The following is a 16,241-nucleotide window of genomic DNA, read 5'->3' on the forward strand; positions in this document are numbered from 1 at the left end:
CACAACAAAGTATAGGCTCTTCCAATCACGGAAAGGTTTTTTATGGCTATTCTGCATAACTCCGGCCTGCCAACGCTATCTTAATTCTATTATCCTTTCTACACCCACTTCCCTCAAAAAATACTCATCGTGTGATATAACTATTAACGTGCCTTTATATTCACCAATCGCGTTGGTTAATATTTCAATATTTTGAATATCCAGGTTGTTTGTGGGTTCGTCCAGTATCATTATATCCGGCGCCTGGTTGCTGATGGTAAGGCAGCAGAGTATGAGCCGCATTTTCTCGCCGCCGCTAAGTGCACTGCAGGGTTTGTCCCAATATTCGTTCGTAAATAAAAAACGGTTCAGGCGGATTTTAACGTCATGCTCCTGCAAAACACCCGAATTAAAATACTGCGCTTGTTCATAAACCGAAAGAGTATTGTTAATTAAGGAATAATCCTGATCGATATAAACAGCTCTGAAATCAGCTTTTTGGACAGCACCGGATGAAGGCTCAAGCTCACCTAAAATCATTTTTATCAGCGTTGTTTTTCCCGAGCCGTTTCTGCCGGCTATTGCCAAACGCTCGCCGCTCCTGATTTGAAACGTCATCGCTTGCTTCCAAAGCTGCTTTTCGCCGTAACAGAAGTTTATATCTTCAGCGTTAACCAATATCTTACCTTTATGAATAGCCGCATTATCAATATCAATTTTCATTTTATCGATGCCTGGTACTGTCGTGCGAAGCTGGCTTAACTCCTGGGCTAAGGATGCCACCTTTTCAGTATGCACATCCTTCATTCGCGATGTGCTGTTCTCGGCTTTATTACGAAGAGTATTTATTACAATTTTTGGCAGACCAGCTTTTTGCTGGTTTTTCTTTCCGCGGGAATCCAGCTTTTGCTGGCGCTCTGCCGACTGTCTTTCCGTCTCTTTGGCCTTGCGCAATGCTTTTTCTTTGCTTTTCAGATCGTTGTTCAGGGCCAGGGCCTCAATTGCTTTTTGTTCCGTGTAAAAATCATAGTTGCCGCCATAGACGGTTATGCCATTTTTATCGAGCTCGCAAACAGTGTCCAGGATGTTTAACAAGGTTCGGTCGTGACTCACTATTACCAGCGTGTTGCCGGTAGATTTAACATAGTCGTAAAGAATTTCCCGGCTAACCGTATCTAAATGGTTGCTGGGTTCATCAAGCAAGACGACTTCCGGACGATGAATCCGGATTCCAGCCAAAAAGACTTTCGTTTTTTGCCCGCCGCTGAGCGTTCCCAGTTTTTGAGTTAAAACTACATTGTCGAGTTGCCAATGCATCAAAGCCTCCTGGCAACGCTCCTCAATTGTCCAGTCGTCAGCAAGCAGCGCGAAATTTTCATCAGTGGCATTGCCGCTGGTGATTTCATTTAAGGCGCGTAATTTATCATCGATTCCGAGGGCCTGAGCAACGGTAAAGTTATTATACTGGCCAAAGATCTGCGGTACAAAATAGGGCGTTGAGTCCGCCTTCGCCACTCCGGCAGCCGGTTTTAAAACCCCTGCCAGTAATTTCAAAAGCGTCGACTTGCCTGCTCCATTATTACCGGTAAGCGCAACTTTTTCGTGTTTATTAATGTTGAAATTTATCCCTGTAAACAATAGCTCACGGTTGGGATGTATATAGGAAACATCGTGAAGAATAAGCATAATTTCTTTCGTTAAAGCGTAAATAATTACAAAGCCGGGAAGGTGGCTCGTTTGATTTTTTCCGGAAAGAAATTGGGTATTACATTAAGAGGAGCTATGATTTGTTACCTGGACAAAAGTAAGAAGATTCTGGTTAATACACTAAAATATTAATTACCTGAAATATAATAACAGCACCAGGGCCATAATTGCGCCATTGGCAAGCAGTCCGAATTTATGTACTTTAAGCGAATTCCGCAGCACCAAAGCAATTAAAAAGAGGAAAAGCCCTATCGGCAAAGCAAGCAACTCGACTAAAAATGGCAGCGGTGCAGTGTGCGTCCCGGTAAAGCTGGTTGCTATTCCGGACAAAAAAGAAGCTAAAAAGCATAAGGTGTAAAATGTATAAAATATATTTTCGCGCATGTTAGTCTTTTGTTTATTGCGTAGTATAACAAACATATAAATTAATGCTACTGCTTGATTGGGCAAAGCGGACTTATTTACGATTGAGATACGTTATCGTTCCACATAAATTATTTCAATGTCGTCACCAAGGTAGTATGTCCTGCTCTCTCTTTTTGTAAACACGATGTCTTTATCATGAGTTATTTCTAATGTTTGACTGTCGAGCCATTTTGCCGAAATCGGGCTTCCTTGTTTGGTAAAGTACATAATTCCGCTTCCCCCGGTAGCCCATGACATAATTCCGCTCGTATGAAGATATTTCTTGTTTGTATATTCTTCCTTAACGGCGAATGACTTTTTCTTATCCGGTGCAATTTGTTCGGTAAGCAAAATCGTTTCGAATTGAAATTTTTGCTTTACTCGTCGCTTTGCTTTTCCTTTTGGTACTGATATTTTGGTTAAGAACTCATTGAGCACCCGGCTTCTTTGCTCTAAAACTTGCTCATCGGCACCCAGTTGTTTCCATACTTTAAAGTCGTGGCCACCAGTGATAATTTCTTTTACTTGCCCGAAAAGAGCGCTGTTAAGCGATTTTGTTTCCCACTGCGCCAAAGCAAGGGCGAAGAGGCAATTATTTCGGTCATCAACGTCATCGAACATTTCCGCAAATTCATCTTGTATTCTACCGGAAATATATACGGGGCCCTGCCCGCGATTATACCGATCAAAAAAATTCTGATAAATATCCATGAAGGCATCGTTGCCATTAATTTCTGTGCCCCATGTTCCCATAAAACTTTGAACTTAACTATTAAAACGCACGAATAATTGCACAACGCAAAATAGCCGCTGCAATGTTCGAAAGTATGAAATCGCGCTGAACTTTTGAAGACTTTAATATTTATGGTTACTTAGTTACCACCACCGATTCCTTAAACTCCGTCTCTCTCAGCATCGTTATCAGCGTCTCAATTTTAACCGGCTTCGAGATATAATTATCCATTCCCGCTTTCAGGCAGATATCGCGGTCTTCTACCATGGCGTTGGCCGTCATCGCGATGATAACGGGCTGTTTGTTAACATGCTCGCGGATATACCGGGTTGCCTCGAGGCCGTCCATTTCTGGCATTTGTACGTCCATCAGGATAAGATCATAATATTTATTGTCCAGCATTTGAATTACTTCGCGGCCGGTGGTAGCAAGCGCTGCATCGTAGCCGAGTTTCTCCAAAACTTTCAGTATCATTTTCTGATTTATCGGGTTGTCCTCCGCCACCAAAATGTTTAAGGGTTTCAACTTCGCAAAGTCTGTGCTCAGCGCCGGCAACGGTTTCGCCGTATCATTATTAGCCGGTGATGGCTGGAATTGCGCTGTGATTACTTTTTGTAAATGCAGCGGCTTAACGGGTTTGGTTAAAACAGCGGTAAATAAGCCCGGATAGTTTTTCTGGCTTTCGTCGCCAAGAGAGCTTAACAGGATTACCGGCATCATTTTGAACTTTTGTTTTATGATTTTGGCGAGGGCTGCACCGTCCATATCCGGCATTTGCATGTCGCTGATAACCAGCTCAATGTTTTCGGTTGTATCCAATAAATGCAGGGCTTCATTTGCATCCGCTGCCAATAACGGCATTAACTGCAAATGTTCCATCTGCAATTGTAATATCCGGCGGTTGGTTGCATTATCATCAACCACCAGTACCTTTTTGCCCTTTAAAAGTCCGGCGGCGGGGCTAACTATCTGCTGGTTGCCAAATTCGCTTACCTGGCATTTTATGCTGAAATTGAATGTGGTGCCTTTTTCCGGTTCACTGTTAACTGTAATTTCGCCGCCCATCAGGTTGATCAGGCGCTGGCAAATGGCAAGTCCAAGGCCTGAGCCGCCGTATTTTCGTGTAGTAGAAGAATCGACCTGCGAAAATGCCTCGAACAGTTTCGATACTTTATCCGCAGGAATGCCGATACCCGTGTCTCTTACCTCGAAACCCAGTTCTATTTCATTCCGTTTAGTTTGCCGCACCAGTTTAATACCCAGGTATACCTCGCCGTAATGGGTGAATTTAATTGCATTTCCGAGCAAGTTGAGCAGTACCTGCCTTAACCGCATACCATCGCCGATTAAATCGGATGGTAGCAGCGGGTCGATGTAATAGATCAGGTCGAGCCCCACTTCGGTGGCTTTTCCTGACAGGAGATCGAGTACCTCTTCGATGCAATTCCTCAGGTTGAAATCGTGCATGTCAATCTCCATCTTACCCGATTCAATTTTAGAAAAGTCGAGGATGTCATTGATCACATTAAGCAATGCCTCGCCGCTGTGCAGTATAGTCTGAGAAAATTCACGCTGTTCAGCATCCAGGTTGGTTTCGTTTAGCAGTGCCGCCATACCCAGTACGCCATTCATCGGCGTACGTATCTCGTGACTCATAGTGGCAAGGAATACACTTTTTGCCTGGTTGGCTTCCCGGGCTTCCATCGTAGCCTGTTCTGCTGCCTCCCTGGCTTTTTCAGCCTCCTCCCGGGATTTGCGTTCGTCGAGAGTCATTTGCGCCAAAAGCTCTGTACGTTCCTTAACTTGTCTTTCCAGCTCAATCTGGTGTTTTTGAATCGACCTCACCCTCAGTTTAAATATCCCGTAAATAAGGGCTAAAACTGCGATGCCAGCAAGCGAAATAAACCACCATGTGTACCAAAACGGCGGAACGATAGTTATTTGCAGGCAATCTTTTACGGGCGACCATAGCCCTGCGCTGTTCTTGTATTTTAATCTGAAAGTATATTCACCCGGGGGAAGATTAGTGTACGATGCAGTCGTTTTGGCGCCTACGTAGTTCCATTCGTTATCAAAGCCATCTAACTTGTAAGCATATTGTTTTTTATCCGGCGAGCCATAGTCGAGCGCTGCATATTCCAGCGAGAATACAGATTGCTTATGAGATAATGTTATAGTTTTAGTGTCGGAAATATCGCGCTTCAAAGGCGATGGGTCGTTCGCGTTTTTGGCTATGGTAAGGGGCTTGTTAAATAGCTGGAATGATGTTATCACCAACGGAGAAAATGCCAGCGGCTTTAAAATCTGGTCGGGATAAAATGCGTTAAACCCGTTGACTCCGCCAAAAAACATCCTGCCGTCGCTGGCTTTTAATGCAGAATGCGGCTTGAATTCGTCGCTTTGTACGCCATCTTCAGTAGTATAATTCCGAAATTTTTTGGTTGATGGGTTATAAACCGATAGTCCTCCGTTAGTGCTTATCCATATTTTACCACCGTTATCCTGTCTTATGGCATAGGCGATATCGCTTGGGAGACCGTCTTTTTTTGTAAATACTGTAAAACGCTTGGTTTTGGGGTTAAATATATCAAGCCCCGAGAGTGTAGCGAGCCATAGGTTGCCCTTATCGTCTTCAAAAATATCGGTTATGCCGTTATTACTCAAACTGTTTTTCGACTCATCGTGCTGGTACTGTATAAAAGTATTGGTCTTCCGGTCAAGCATTTCAAGACCTGAATCAGATGTACCTATCCACAAATTTCCTTCTTTGTCTTCGTAAAGGGCGTATATGTAATTGCTGCTTAATCCATTCGGTTTATTAACGTCAAATTTAAAATGGGTGAAGGTTTTGGTCTTTTTATCATAACAGTCAAGCCCTACGCCGAAAACGCTTATCCAGGTTTTTCCATCCCTGGTATGTATCAGGTTGTAAACGTTGTTGCCTGCTAAGCTGTTGGGATTGCCCGGTTCGGGCGCCAGGTAAGTGAATTTTTGCGTTTTAGGGTTTAATATACTAATGGCATTGCCCCAGGTTCCTGCCCATAAATCGCCGTCTGCATCCTGGTCAATAACCAGTACATAATTTCCGGCGATACCGTTTTTGCCTTTTGGCTGCTGTTTATAGCTGCTGAAGGTCCCGATATGAGGATTGAATTTATTAAGACCGCCGCCGTCCGTTCCCACCCATATTTGTTTATCCCGGTCCTCGAACAGAGCCAGCACAAAGTCATTTGTTAAACTGCCTTGCTGCGAATTGTGCCGGTAAAGTGTAAAGCTGGACGTAGATTTTTTATAAAGATTTACCCCCCCGCTGAAGGCCCCAAGCCACATGTTGCCCAATCTGTCATTGCAGATACCATAAATGGAATTGCCGTTGATGCTGTTGTTATCAACTTCGTCATGGATATAATTGCTGAACTTGCCTGTTTTAATATTCAGTATGGATAAACCTCCGTTTTCAGTGCCTATCCACAACTGGCCTGAATCATCTTTCTTCAGACAGTATATGGTGTTGCTGGAAATTGTATTGGGTGAATTGTCATCGTGAATATAGCGTTTAACGGCCCCGGTGGTTTTATCAAACAAAAATAATCCGTCTTCCTGGGTGCCAACCCATAGCTGTTGCTGGTTGTTTTCAATAATAGAGATGACATTGCGGGCTACCTGTTTTTTTGTTACCGGATCGATAAAAGGGTAGTTGGAAAATGAATTACTCGTTGAATCATAAACACTCAATCCGCCTGATAGTGTGCCTATCCACAGTTTGTGTTCGCTGTCCTCAAACACGGTGCGTACGTTGTCATCGTTTATGCTCGCGGCATCAGCAGCGTTATGGATGTGGTGCCGGAAAGTCTTTGTTTTGATATCGAAGCAGTCAAGGCCGCCGTTTTGTGTGGCTATCCATAATTTGCCGTTATGGTCAAATCTCAGCCGGTTGATGATATTATTAGATACTGTATTGGCATTCTTAGCATCATGCATGTAACGAACAAATTTGCCGGTTGCCCTTTCATACATGTCCAGTCCGCTTTGCGTGGCTACCCATATATTGCCTGCGCGGTCTTCGGCCAGGTCAGTAATCATGTTGTTACTTAAGGTCTGCTCGTTTTTGGAATCGTATCGAAAGGAAATGAATTTATAACCATCGTACCTGTTTAATCCATTGCGGCTGCCTATCCACATAAAACCACGGCTATCTTGAATAATGCAGTTGATATTAACCTGCGACAAGCCGTTCCCGGTGCCGAAATGCTCGAATTTGAGGCTGGCATTTTGCGGAAATCCGGCAAGGGGAAAAACTGCCAATAAAAAAAATGTTAACCGGGCTAACACACGTACCACACTAAAGCCGTTCACCATTTAATTAAAAATTAGGTCTTGATCGCCAGGGGAAGCGAGAAATAATTGATTCCCGTTTTGTACGCAAATGAATTAAAAAAGTTGTGTGATCAATAGTTGAAAATAAGCAGGTTGAAACCATGAGTTAAAAAAACTGTCTGCAAAATCCTCCATTTTTTTGCAAAAATCCACCAATATATCTACGTTGTTTTTCGTAGCTTTGTGGCTTCATAGCACACGTCCGTGTGCATTGTGATAAGGTTTAGGTTAAAATCCCCGAGCAGCGAGTGTAAGGGGGTTTTTATTTTATGCCGGTTGTTCAGATAAAAAGCTTGCCACAGTATATTCTTCTAAAACAGTGAAATCATTTCTGCAGGGTCAATTCATTATATTATTTTTGCCGCCACATGAATTCATCACTTAAAAATAAATTCGACGGCATAATTTTCGACCTCGATGGTACCCTTTGGGATAGTACAGGCAACGTAGCCAAAGCATGGCAGGCAGCCCTGGGTAGCGTTGATTATATTCAGGAAGAAATGACGCAGGAACGGGTGCGCTCGATTACAGGCATGACCTATGATTCTATTTTTGACAAGCTGTTCCCAAATCTGACAACAGAACAAAGGGCAGAAGTACAGTCGCTTTGTGCCAGGCACGAACTGGAAATTTTACACGAAAAAGGCGGCGAACTTTATCCTGGTCTTGATGAAACGCTGGCTTATTTATCCAAAAATTATAAGCTGTTCATAGTAAGTAATTGCCAGAGCGGTTATATCGAAGTGTTTTTTAAGATCAGCAGGATGGAGCATTATTTCGCTGGTCACCAATGTTTCGGAACTAAAGGGCAACCAAAAGCTGAAAATATAAAAGACATAGTTAATGATCATAACCTTACGTCGCCTGTGTATATTGGTGATACCATGGGCGATTATAGCTCGGCCACTACCGCCGGCGTGCCGTTTATTTTTTGTGATTATGGTTTTGGTAAGGTAGAAGGAGGGCAAATTGCCACCATCAGCAATTTTGGCGAACTGACTGATCTATTATAGGGGATGTATCTTGCACTCTGACCGGCTTATATTACCGGAAAGGATGTTCTTTAAAACGAAAAATATGCGGTCTCTGTCAATTATAAAATCCCTATTTTTATAATTTCAACATACTGCCATGAAATTATCAAATAAATTTTCACGCCGTGATTTTATCCGCACAGGCTCAATAGGCCTCGGTGCGCTGGCAATGGCGCCAGCTTTGAAATCGTTTGCCCGTCCTAAGAAAAAGAAACTTGGTATCGCATTGGTAGGTCTCGGCTCCTACAGTACGGGACAACTGGGCCCCGCACTTCGGCATACCAAAGAATGCTACCTGGCAGGTATTGTAACCGGTACGCCATCTAAAGCGGTAGCCTGGTCAAAAAAATACAATATCCCGAAAAAAAATATTTATAACTACCAGAATTTTGACGAGATAGCTAAAAACCCGGATATCGATATTATTTACGTGGTGCTGCCGGTATTTATGCATAAAGAGTATACCATTAAAGCTGCGCAGGCCGGTAAGCATGTGATTTGTGAAAAGCCGATGGCCCTGAACGCGGGAGAATGCGAAGAAATGATAGCCGCCTGCAAAAAAGCGAACAGATTACTGTCTATTGGCTATCGCCTGCATTTCGAGCCGCATAATATGGAAGTTATGCGGCTTGGGCAAAAACATATACTGGGTAATATTAAGCATATCGACACCGGCAACGGATTTACTTACAATGGCGACCCCAATGCATGGCGTTTAAAAAAAGCCCTGGCAGGGGGAGGCGGTTTAATGGACATGGGGGTTTACTGCATACAGGGCGCCCGCTATACCATTGGTGAAGAGCCTGTTGCTGTGAAGGCCACGCAAGAGAAATTGCGCCCTGATTTTTTTAAAGAGGTGGACGAAACCGTTTTCTGGGAACTGGAATTTCCGAATAAGCTGGTCACTACCGGAAAATCGAGCTATAATAACGACTGGAGCTACCTGAAAGCAGAGGCCGAAAACGGCAATTTTGAGCTTGGGCCCGCCTATGGGTATAATGCTATTGACGGCAGCATCAACGGCAGTCCGATGAAATTTCCTCAAATAATACAACAGGCCGCGCAGATGGATGACTTTGCGAAATGCGTCACTCTCAACAAACAAAGCCGCGTAGCCGGTGAGGAAGGTCTGAAAGATATGAAAGTTGTTGACGCTATTTACAGGAGCCTGGAATCCGGGAAGTGGGAGCGGATTGGTTGATTAGTTGTAAAAGCTGCAGTCGTGGTAAAGGTTTGTAGATGTTGAAAGTACGCTTTATCTTTATGGCGATTGTAATTAATAAATCATCCCAAACCGATAACAACACAACGTTTAAAACCACTACAACCAACAATGCTCTTTCCCGAAGATTTCTTGCATTATGTATGGAAGTTCAGGCTTTTTGAGCGGGGCGATTTAAGGACAACTGATGGCCGGGAGCTGGAGATTTTTTCAGCGGGGACGCCTAATTCAGATTCGGGGCCTGATTTTCACACCGCAAGAATTAAGATAGGGGACACGATGTGGGCCGGGAACGTTGAGGTACATGTTTCATCGTCCGACTGGCAGCGGCACGGGCACACTACCGATGAATCGTATAACAACGTGATACTTCATGTAGTTTATAAAGATGATACGCCGCTAATACTACCTAACGGACGCCATGTACCAACGCTGGAATTACAAAGCCGTATCCCCGGCGACCTCCATCAGCGCTACCATAACCTGGTATTTGGCAATCAATCTGTAATTCCGTGCGAGGCGACTATCGGCGAAGTTGACCGGCTTACCATGCAAAACTGGCTAACGCGGGTGCTGGTAGAGCGTCTTGAAAAAAAATCTGCAACGGTTATAAATGCTCTTGACTTAAACCGCGGCGATTGGGAAGAAACATTTTATCAGTTTTTGGCAGCCAACTTTGGTTTTAAAACCAATGCATTGCCTTTTGAAATGCTTGCCAAGTCGCTGCCGCAACTAACGCTGGCTAAACACAAAAACAATGCGCTGCAGATTGAGGCTTTACTATTCGGCCAGGCCGGATTCCTGGCTGGTGATTTTAAGGATAATTACCCTTCAAAGCTTAAAAAGGAGTATGAATTCCTGAGGAAAAAATATCAGCTTACACCGATAGATAATCATTTATGGAAGTTTATGCGCCTGCGCCCGCAAAATTTCCCGACCATTAGGCTGGCGCAGTTTGCAGCACTGGTAGTGCATTCCAACCATTTATTTTCGAAGGTGCTGGAGATAAAAGATGTGCAGGCGCTGCGAAACTTATTTTCGGAAATTCAGGTTAACGATTATTGGGAAAAGCATTACCGGTTTGATGTTGAATCTGCACCGTCGCTAAAAAATATGGGAGCCGCTTCTATAGATATTTTGCTGTTAAACACATTGGCATTATTTCTGTTTAGTTATGGCAGGCATAACCAGCTGCAGCATTATATAAATCGCTGTTTAAAACTTCTGGAGCATCTGCCTAACGAAAAAAATAATATTATAACTGATTTTGCTAACTTAGGGGTGAAAATAAATACCGCATTTGAGTCGCAGGCATTGCTGGAATTAAAAAATAACTACTGCAATTATAAGAAATGCCTGCATTGCGGCGTTGGTAATAAAATATTAAAGCTAGGTTGATATGCTGCAACGGATTCTCACATTTTTTGAACGTTATTCATTTGGGGTATGTACCTACCTTGGCGAAAAGTTCAATGTTTCCATTGGTAAGATACGCCTGTTTTTTATCTATTCATCTTTCCTGGCCGTCGGTTTCCCGCTTATATTCTACATTTTCGCCGGCATTGTACTTGATATCCGAAAGTTTGTAAAGCGGGTACATACGAGGGTGACCGACCTTTAATCAATCAATAAGCTCCATAAATTTTTCGATGTTTACGGTATCAATAGCCGGAAAAGTAATACTCTTCAATACATCAAAATGCTTATCCTCGGTAACTATAAAATCAGCTTGTCCCGCTATTGCACAATCACAGTATTTGTTATCGTCTAAATCATTTTCAATGAGTCGCCACCTATAATTAGAGTGAATGATATTGACATTTGGTAATTCGCTAAGTAGTGTTACCAAAGTGTTGGCGGTAGAAACGTTGTATTTTCGCTGTATTATTTCTTCATACTCGAGAATAATATCTGTCGTAACGTTAAGATTAAATCTACCCGCAATTAATGACTGATATATTCTGTGATAAGGCGAATGTGAAGTAAGGCACATCACAAAGATATTGCAGTCTATTACAACTGTCATATGCTAAGCTGTTTTCCTAAAATGTTCTTGCTTCCATTTCTCAAAAATGGTTTCGGCGTACCCTTTTTCAGCAAAAGCTTTATCAGCTTCAAAAGTGACCTTATTTGCGAGGTATGCGATCAATAACGACTTAATTTCCTGGAGCTCTTCTTCAGGCTGTTCATTTCTGAATAATTTCAGAATTTCCAATTGTGTTGAATTAAGTGCCGTTGCCATAAAAGTAGTTATTATCAAAGATAGCAATTTGCTATTACCTTAAAAACAGGTCACTCATTTAAAATGATTAATGTGCTAAAATTGTCATAAAGACGATCCATGGATTTTTCTCAGAAAACCTTTTCCACGATAAATGGTTGAGAAATGAAACCTGTTAAGCTGACACTTGTTTATCAACTAAATAGAATTGTTTTGAGATTATCCTATAATACAGTATTTAAAAGATTTTTTTGTCCACCGAAGACTTTATTAATTGCATTTTTTACAAGCATCACCGGTGCTGCTTTCAGCCAGGTAGGTGCACCTGCCGATTCGCTCAAAGCGGATTCTATTCGCATAAAGAAGGGCCAGCAAACAAGGCAGGCCGATAATTTTAATAAGCAGTATGACGTCGGAGACTTGTACCGTAATATCTTTCATCCCGGCAAAGCGCCGGATACATTAAAGAAAAGATCGGGCATCACCGTTATACCAAATGTTGCTTCGAACCCAACCATCGGATCACAGATCGGGATAAAGGCTGTAGCCGGGATGAAACTGGGTGCAGATCCCAGTACACTTTTATCAGTCGCTGCAACATCCGCATCTATTACTACCAAGGGAATTATCTATTTCTACATCAATCATAACGCCTTCACCAACGCCAATAAATGGAATTTTCAGGGAAGCCTGGTGGCTGCTAAAACAGTTTCGCCTGATTTTGGACTGGGAATTGGCCGGGGTAATTATGAAAGTGAAGCAAACCATGTGCTAAGCGACCCGGAACGCAAAGGGCACGTATTGCACTCTTATTATTTCAATCTGCGCGAAAAAGTTTACAAGCAGGTCTATAAAAACTTTTTCCTGGGCGCGGGACTTTCATTCGATGTGAGGAGAAGCATTAAGGATAATGCAGACACTTCGGGAAAATTAACTCCGTTCAAGGTTTATAATGACCGTTTCGGTTTCCCGCAAGACCATTATTCGTCAAACGGCTTCCTTTTTAACGCGGAATATACCACACGTGATAATCAAAACAGGGCATATAAGGGTATTTATGCCGATGCCGGCATCCGCATCAATCAAACCTGGATTGGCAGTACAAAAAACGCGGTGCAGGTTACTACAGATTTCCGGAAATATTTCAGCCTGTCAAGCACGCACCCGGAACACGTAATCGCCGTCTGGAACTGGGGTTCGTACCTTTTAAGCGGCGCAATACCCTATATGGAACTGCCTGGTACTGCCCGGGATGGCTCATTTAAAAGCGGCAGGGGATACGTAGGACAGTATTTCAGAGGCACGAAGTTTAACGATACAGAAGTGGAATACCGTTTCCCGATACTAAATAATAAGTTTTTAAGCGGAGTAGTATTTGGTAGTTTGCAAACAGCGAATGACGACCAGGGAACTAAACTCTTCCAGGTTTGGCAGCCAGGGGGCGGCGGTGGCCTGCGTGTATTGTTTAACAAAGCTACCCGCACCAATCTTTGCCTTGACTATGCCTGGGGTAAATACGGGTCAAGAGGATTCTTCCTGAATCTGAATGAGGCTTTTTAAGCTTGGGTTGATTATAAGGCTTGGATTGTTAAGATTGTGGGTGGATATTAAATATTACGGGGTACGCAGCAAACCTTTAAATAAAGATCGCTGCAAGCTGATCGTTTATTTGTTGGCCCAAAAGAGTTTGCCTTGTACCCCGTAACATTTGCCCATTAACCGGGCTATAATAATTTGCCGCTGACTACCGCGTCCTGCAGGTTACTTACCCTGAAACGAGGCTTGTAAAGGCGGTTGGATAAACGTTTTACCCATTTTGCTTTATACCCAAACACCGTACGGATTACTTTAACACTTGCCGAGCCTGTAGGGTAACCATATTTATACCAGCTGAATTTCGAAAGATCTATACGGAATGCTTCGGCAAATTCTGCCAGAAACAGGTCAATCTCAATATCAACGATATCCAGATCCAGGTCAATGCTTGTATCCAGGCTCAAAGTACCCGGATCAACCTTCCTGATCTTGTACTTAGTGCAGTAATCAACTATAAATTCTCTTAACTGAGGGTTTATCTCTTCCATTTGAATTAATAGCGCCGGTGTCATTTGTGTTATAAGACGATGATGTTTTTAGAAGGTTGCATCAATTGCCCCTTTTTTCAAAGCTTTCTGCACTAATCTTTAATTCTACGGGGTGAGGGAATGCAATCATTTCAACATTCAAGTAAATATACGAATTGTTTCGTATATTATTGCAGCGAACAGAAAATTTTTGTAAAAAGTGTGTTTAAATGGTTTTCTCGAGCACTGCGAGTTCCAGGTGTTGGCGGGCTATGCCAAATTTCTCTCCGGGGTGAAAGGGGAGCATTTCGCCGGTTGGATGGTAACCGCGGCGTTTATACCAGTCGATCAGCTCGTCGCGTATGCTGATAACGGTCATGCTCAGAGTATGGATATCCAATTTTTTCGCCTCATCTTCTGCGGCCAGCAGCAATTCGCGGCCAATGCCTTTGCCTTGCAGGGCAGGAGAGACACTGAACATGCCCACATACAGCCTGGGCCTGCGCACCTCCAGGTAAACGCATCCGTTGATGACGCCGTTCTCATCAGTATTTTTCAGAATGGTTATATGATCGTCATGGAAGTAACCGGTCAGCGTTTGTTCGTCAATCCGCATGCCGTCAAGCAAATCAGCTTCGGTTGTCCAGCCTTGTTTGGAGGTTTCGCCGCGATACGCGCTGTTGACTAATACATTTAATAGTGGTACATCCGCAAGGACAGCTTTGGTTACCGGCATAATTACTTTTTTTGGGACGACAAACCTAAAGCTTTTGAAAATCAGAGTCAAGAATCGGTTTGATATTACAAATCTCTGTAATCTTCTCGTACCGGGCTGAAAATATCAATCAGCCTGCAATCGGTTAATGCCACACCACTGTGCCAAACGTTGGATGGTATTACAGCGAATAAGCCAGGTGTAAGCCTTTGTGGTATCTCGTTAACTGTAAGCTCAAATTCCCCTTCCAAAACAAAAGATAATTGTTCATGTACATGCCGGTGCCTCGGGATCGGGCTGCCCTTGGTTACATCAATAAAGTTGACGGTATTGGTTTCGGTATGGATTAATTTGGAGAAGTAACCGGGGGCAATCTCTTTGGTTGGTATGTCGCTAAAGTGTTTAAAGATAGAAGTGTCCATGTTTTTATAATTGATGGGTAATATGTGCAATATTAAAAATTAAAAAAGATTTATCTTTATCAGTATAAAACCATCACACTTACAATAAGGTTATTTAACAAAGGTTTTACAACCATCTGATATGGCATTTATTGATTATTACCAGGTTTTAGGCATTGATAAAAAGGCATCGGAAAAAGATATAAAGGCGGCATACCGCAAACTTGCCCGCAAATACCACCCCGACCTTAACCCTAACGATGCCGAAGCCCACAAAAAGTTTCAACAGCTAAACGAAGCCAATGAAGTATTGAGCGACCCGGAGAAGCGTAAGAAATACGACCAGTACGGCGAGCACTGGCAGCACGGCCCGGAATATGAGCAGGCCCGCCAGCAGCAACAACGCCAGCAGCAAGCCGGTGGTTTTGGAGGCGGCCAGTATAGTGGGTTTGAGGGCTTTGGCAGCGACGATTTTTCAGACTTCTTCCAGTCGATGTTTGGCGGCGGTTCCGGCGCAAGAGGCGGAAGGCAGACTAAATTCAGGGGGCAGGATTATAGCGCCGAATTACGGCTGAACCTAAAGGATGCAGCCGTAACGCACAAACAGACGCTTACCGTAAATGGTAAGAACATACGCATTACCATACCCGCCGGTGTTGAGAACGGACAGAACATTAAGATAGCCGGGCACGGCGGCCCCGGCACCAACGGCGGGCCTGCGGGCGATTTATACATTACTTTTATAGTTGCAGACGATCCCATATTTAAAAGGAACGGCAGCGACCTGTACGCCAATGTGAAGCTTGACCTGTATACAGCGGTGCTGGGCGGCGAGGTAACCATCGATACGCTCGACAGCAAAGTAAAAATAAAAGTTAAGCCTGAAACGCAGAACGGTACTAAAGTAAAACTAAAGGGCAAGGGGATGCCCGTTTATAAAAAAGAGAACCATTTTGGCGATCTGTATATAACTTACGATATACAAGTGCCTGTGAATCTTACCGATAAACAAAGGAAACTTTTTGAGCAGATCAGGGATGAGGCGAAAAGCTGAACAGGTGCTTTATTTAACAGTTACCGATAAACTAATAAACCACAGAACCAAATGAACAATTTGATAGCAGCAGCTGATATATGCACCCATCATGGGATAGAATACACATTTATCAACTCGCTTAGTGAAGCCGGGCTGGTAAAGGTAAAGGTAGTTAAGAAAAATGCCTACATCCCGGAGCCTGAGCTGCAAAGGCTGGAGAAAATGATACGTATGCACCAGGATCTCGAGATAAACATTGCCGGGATAGAGGCTATTGTGCACCTGCTGGAGCGGGTCGAACAAATGCAGGAAGAGATGAGGCTGTTGCGAAACAGGTTAGGCTGAGCG

At 43.3% G+C, this 16,241-nt stretch carries 16 protein-coding genes; 7 read left to right on the forward strand and 9 right to left on the reverse strand.

Going from position 1 to position 16,241, the window contains the following annotated elements; translation table 11 throughout:
- Positions 1-75: 75 nt before the first annotated feature.
- From abc-f to Q3W13_RS06715, 4 genes are all read right to left on the reverse strand, one after another.
- Positions 76-1,665: a ribosomal protection-like ABC-F family protein gene (gene abc-f / locus Q3W13_RS06700; protein ID WP_302862351.1), complete on the reverse strand. Its 1,590-nt coding sequence runs from the start codon at positions 1,663-1,665 to the stop codon at positions 76-78.
- 153 nt (positions 1,666-1,818) lie between these two features.
- Positions 1,819-2,070: a hypothetical protein gene (locus tag Q3W13_RS06705; RefSeq protein WP_302862353.1), complete on the reverse strand. Its 252-nt coding sequence runs from the start codon at positions 2,068-2,070 to the stop codon at positions 1,819-1,821.
- A gap of 93 nt (positions 2,071-2,163) precedes the next feature.
- Complete coding sequence (locus Q3W13_RS06710) at positions 2,164-2,844, reverse strand: hypothetical protein (protein ID WP_302862355.1); 681 nt, start codon at positions 2,842-2,844, stop codon at positions 2,164-2,166.
- Between the two features lie 115 nt (positions 2,845-2,959).
- Positions 2,960-7,183, reverse strand: a complete 4,224-nt coding sequence (locus Q3W13_RS06715; RefSeq protein WP_302862356.1) for a hybrid sensor histidine kinase/response regulator — start codon at positions 7,181-7,183, stop codon at positions 2,960-2,962.
- A gap of 386 nt (positions 7,184-7,569) precedes the next feature.
- On the opposite strand from Q3W13_RS06715, the gene Q3W13_RS06720 reads away from it, so the two are divergent.
- The 4 genes from Q3W13_RS06720 (at position 7,570) to Q3W13_RS06735 (ending at position 11,078) form a co-directional block, all read left to right on the forward strand.
- Positions 7,570-8,214 carry an HAD family hydrolase gene (locus Q3W13_RS06720; RefSeq protein WP_302862358.1) on the forward strand — a complete coding sequence of 215 codons (645 nt, stop codon included), beginning with the start codon at positions 7,570-7,572 and terminating at the stop codon, positions 8,212-8,214.
- 118 nt (positions 8,215-8,332) lie between these two features.
- Positions 8,333-9,436 carry a Gfo/Idh/MocA family protein gene (locus Q3W13_RS06725; protein WP_302862359.1) on the forward strand — a complete coding sequence of 368 codons (1,104 nt, stop codon included), beginning with the start codon at positions 8,333-8,335 and terminating at the stop codon, positions 9,434-9,436.
- A 132-nt stretch (positions 9,437-9,568) separates the two neighbouring features.
- The gene (locus tag Q3W13_RS06730) at positions 9,569-10,855 is read left to right on the forward strand and encodes a DUF2851 family protein (protein ID WP_302862361.1); all 1,287 of its coding nucleotides are present in this window, start codon (positions 9,569-9,571) and stop codon (positions 10,853-10,855) included.
- A gap of 1 nt (position 10,856) precedes the next feature.
- Positions 10,857-11,078 (forward strand): PspC family transcriptional regulator, encoded by a 222-nt coding sequence (locus tag Q3W13_RS06735; RefSeq protein WP_073405234.1) that lies wholly within the window; start codon positions 10,857-10,859, stop codon positions 11,076-11,078.
- On the opposite strand, the gene Q3W13_RS06740 is transcribed toward Q3W13_RS06735, so the two are convergent.
- Both Q3W13_RS06740 and Q3W13_RS06745 read right to left on the reverse strand, forming a co-directional pair.
- Positions 11,079-11,483: a putative toxin-antitoxin system toxin component, PIN family gene (locus Q3W13_RS06740; protein ID WP_302862363.1), complete on the reverse strand. Its 405-nt coding sequence runs from the start codon at positions 11,481-11,483 to the stop codon at positions 11,079-11,081.
- 3 nt (positions 11,484-11,486) lie between these two features.
- The gene (locus Q3W13_RS06745) at positions 11,487-11,699 is read right to left on the reverse strand and encodes a hypothetical protein (protein ID WP_302862365.1); all 213 of its coding nucleotides are present in this window, start codon (positions 11,697-11,699) and stop codon (positions 11,487-11,489) included.
- 192 nt (positions 11,700-11,891) lie between these two features.
- Between Q3W13_RS06745 and Q3W13_RS06750 the strand changes: the two genes are divergently transcribed.
- Positions 11,892-13,238 (forward strand): hypothetical protein, encoded by a 1,347-nt coding sequence (locus tag Q3W13_RS06750; RefSeq protein WP_302862366.1) that lies wholly within the window; start codon positions 11,892-11,894, stop codon positions 13,236-13,238.
- A gap of 164 nt (positions 13,239-13,402) precedes the next feature.
- Here the strand turns inward: Q3W13_RS06750 and Q3W13_RS06755 are convergent, their stop codons facing one another.
- From Q3W13_RS06755 to Q3W13_RS06765, 3 genes are all read right to left on the reverse strand, one after another.
- Positions 13,403-13,762, reverse strand: coding sequence for a DUF1493 family protein (locus Q3W13_RS06755; RefSeq protein ID WP_302862368.1), 360 nt, complete (start codon positions 13,760-13,762; stop codon positions 13,403-13,405).
- A gap of 205 nt (positions 13,763-13,967) precedes the next feature.
- Positions 13,968-14,477: a GNAT family N-acetyltransferase gene (locus Q3W13_RS06760; protein WP_302862370.1), complete on the reverse strand. Its 510-nt coding sequence runs from the start codon at positions 14,475-14,477 to the stop codon at positions 13,968-13,970.
- Between the two features lie 65 nt (positions 14,478-14,542).
- Positions 14,543-14,878 (reverse strand): cupin domain-containing protein, encoded by a 336-nt coding sequence (locus Q3W13_RS06765; RefSeq protein ID WP_302862372.1) that lies wholly within the window; start codon positions 14,876-14,878, stop codon positions 14,543-14,545.
- Positions 14,879-14,999: 121 nt separating this feature from the next.
- Here Q3W13_RS06765 and Q3W13_RS06770 point away from each other — a divergent pair, with 121 nt between their 5' ends.
- Positions 15,000-15,911, forward strand: a complete 912-nt coding sequence (locus tag Q3W13_RS06770) for a J domain-containing protein (RefSeq protein ID WP_302862374.1) — start codon at positions 15,000-15,002, stop codon at positions 15,909-15,911.
- A gap of 51 nt (positions 15,912-15,962) precedes the next feature.
- Positions 15,963-16,238, forward strand: a complete 276-nt coding sequence (locus tag Q3W13_RS06775; RefSeq protein ID WP_302862377.1) for a chaperone modulator CbpM — start codon at positions 15,963-15,965, stop codon at positions 16,236-16,238.
- Positions 16,239-16,241: the final 3 nt, after the last annotated feature.

It is taken from the genome of Mucilaginibacter sp. L3T2-6 (assembly GCF_030519355.1).
Taxonomy (GTDB): Bacteria; Bacteroidota; Bacteroidia; order Sphingobacteriales; family Sphingobacteriaceae; genus Mucilaginibacter.

Excerpts from the sequence above, each read along its gene's own strand:
- Q3W13_RS06740 (WP_302862363.1), bottom strand. The coding sequence starts at position 11,483 with ATGACAGTTGTAATAGACTGCAATATCTTTGTGATGTGCCTTACTTCA.
- Q3W13_RS06730 (WP_302862361.1), top strand. The coding sequence starts at position 9,569 with ATGCTCTTTCCCGAAGATTTCTTGCATTATGTATGGAAGTTCAGGCTT.
- Q3W13_RS06755 (WP_302862368.1), bottom strand. The coding sequence starts at position 13,762 with ATGGAAGAGATAAACCCTCAGTTAAGAGAATTTATAGTTGATTACTGC.
- Q3W13_RS06725 (WP_302862359.1), top strand. The coding sequence starts at position 8,333 with ATGAAATTATCAAATAAATTTTCACGCCGTGATTTTATCCGCACAGGC.
- Q3W13_RS06720 (WP_302862358.1), top strand. The coding sequence starts at position 7,570 with ATGAATTCATCACTTAAAAATAAATTCGACGGCATAATTTTCGACCTC.
- Q3W13_RS06745 (WP_302862365.1), bottom strand. The coding sequence starts at position 11,699 with ATGGCAACGGCACTTAATTCAACACAATTGGAAATTCTGAAATTATTC.
- Q3W13_RS06705 (WP_302862353.1), bottom strand. The coding sequence starts at position 2,070 with ATGCGCGAAAATATATTTTATACATTTTACACCTTATGCTTTTTAGCT.
- abc-f (WP_302862351.1), bottom strand. The coding sequence starts at position 1,665 with ATGCTTATTCTTCACGATGTTTCCTATATACATCCCAACCGTGAGCTA.
- Q3W13_RS06715 (WP_302862356.1), bottom strand. The coding sequence starts at position 7,183 with ATGGTGAACGGCTTTAGTGTGGTACGTGTGTTAGCCCGGTTAACATTT.
- Q3W13_RS06775 (WP_302862377.1), top strand. The coding sequence starts at position 15,963 with ATGAACAATTTGATAGCAGCAGCTGATATATGCACCCATCATGGGATA.
- Q3W13_RS06770 (WP_302862374.1), top strand. The coding sequence starts at position 15,000 with ATGGCATTTATTGATTATTACCAGGTTTTAGGCATTGATAAAAAGGCA.
- Q3W13_RS06760 (WP_302862370.1), bottom strand. The coding sequence starts at position 14,477 with ATGCCGGTAACCAAAGCTGTCCTTGCGGATGTACCACTATTAAATGTA.
- Q3W13_RS06735 (WP_073405234.1), top strand. The coding sequence starts at position 10,857 with ATGCTGCAACGGATTCTCACATTTTTTGAACGTTATTCATTTGGGGTA.
- Q3W13_RS06710 (WP_302862355.1), bottom strand. The coding sequence starts at position 2,844 with ATGGGAACATGGGGCACAGAAATTAATGGCAACGATGCCTTCATGGAT.
- Q3W13_RS06765 (WP_302862372.1), bottom strand. The coding sequence starts at position 14,878 with ATGGACACTTCTATCTTTAAACACTTTAGCGACATACCAACCAAAGAG.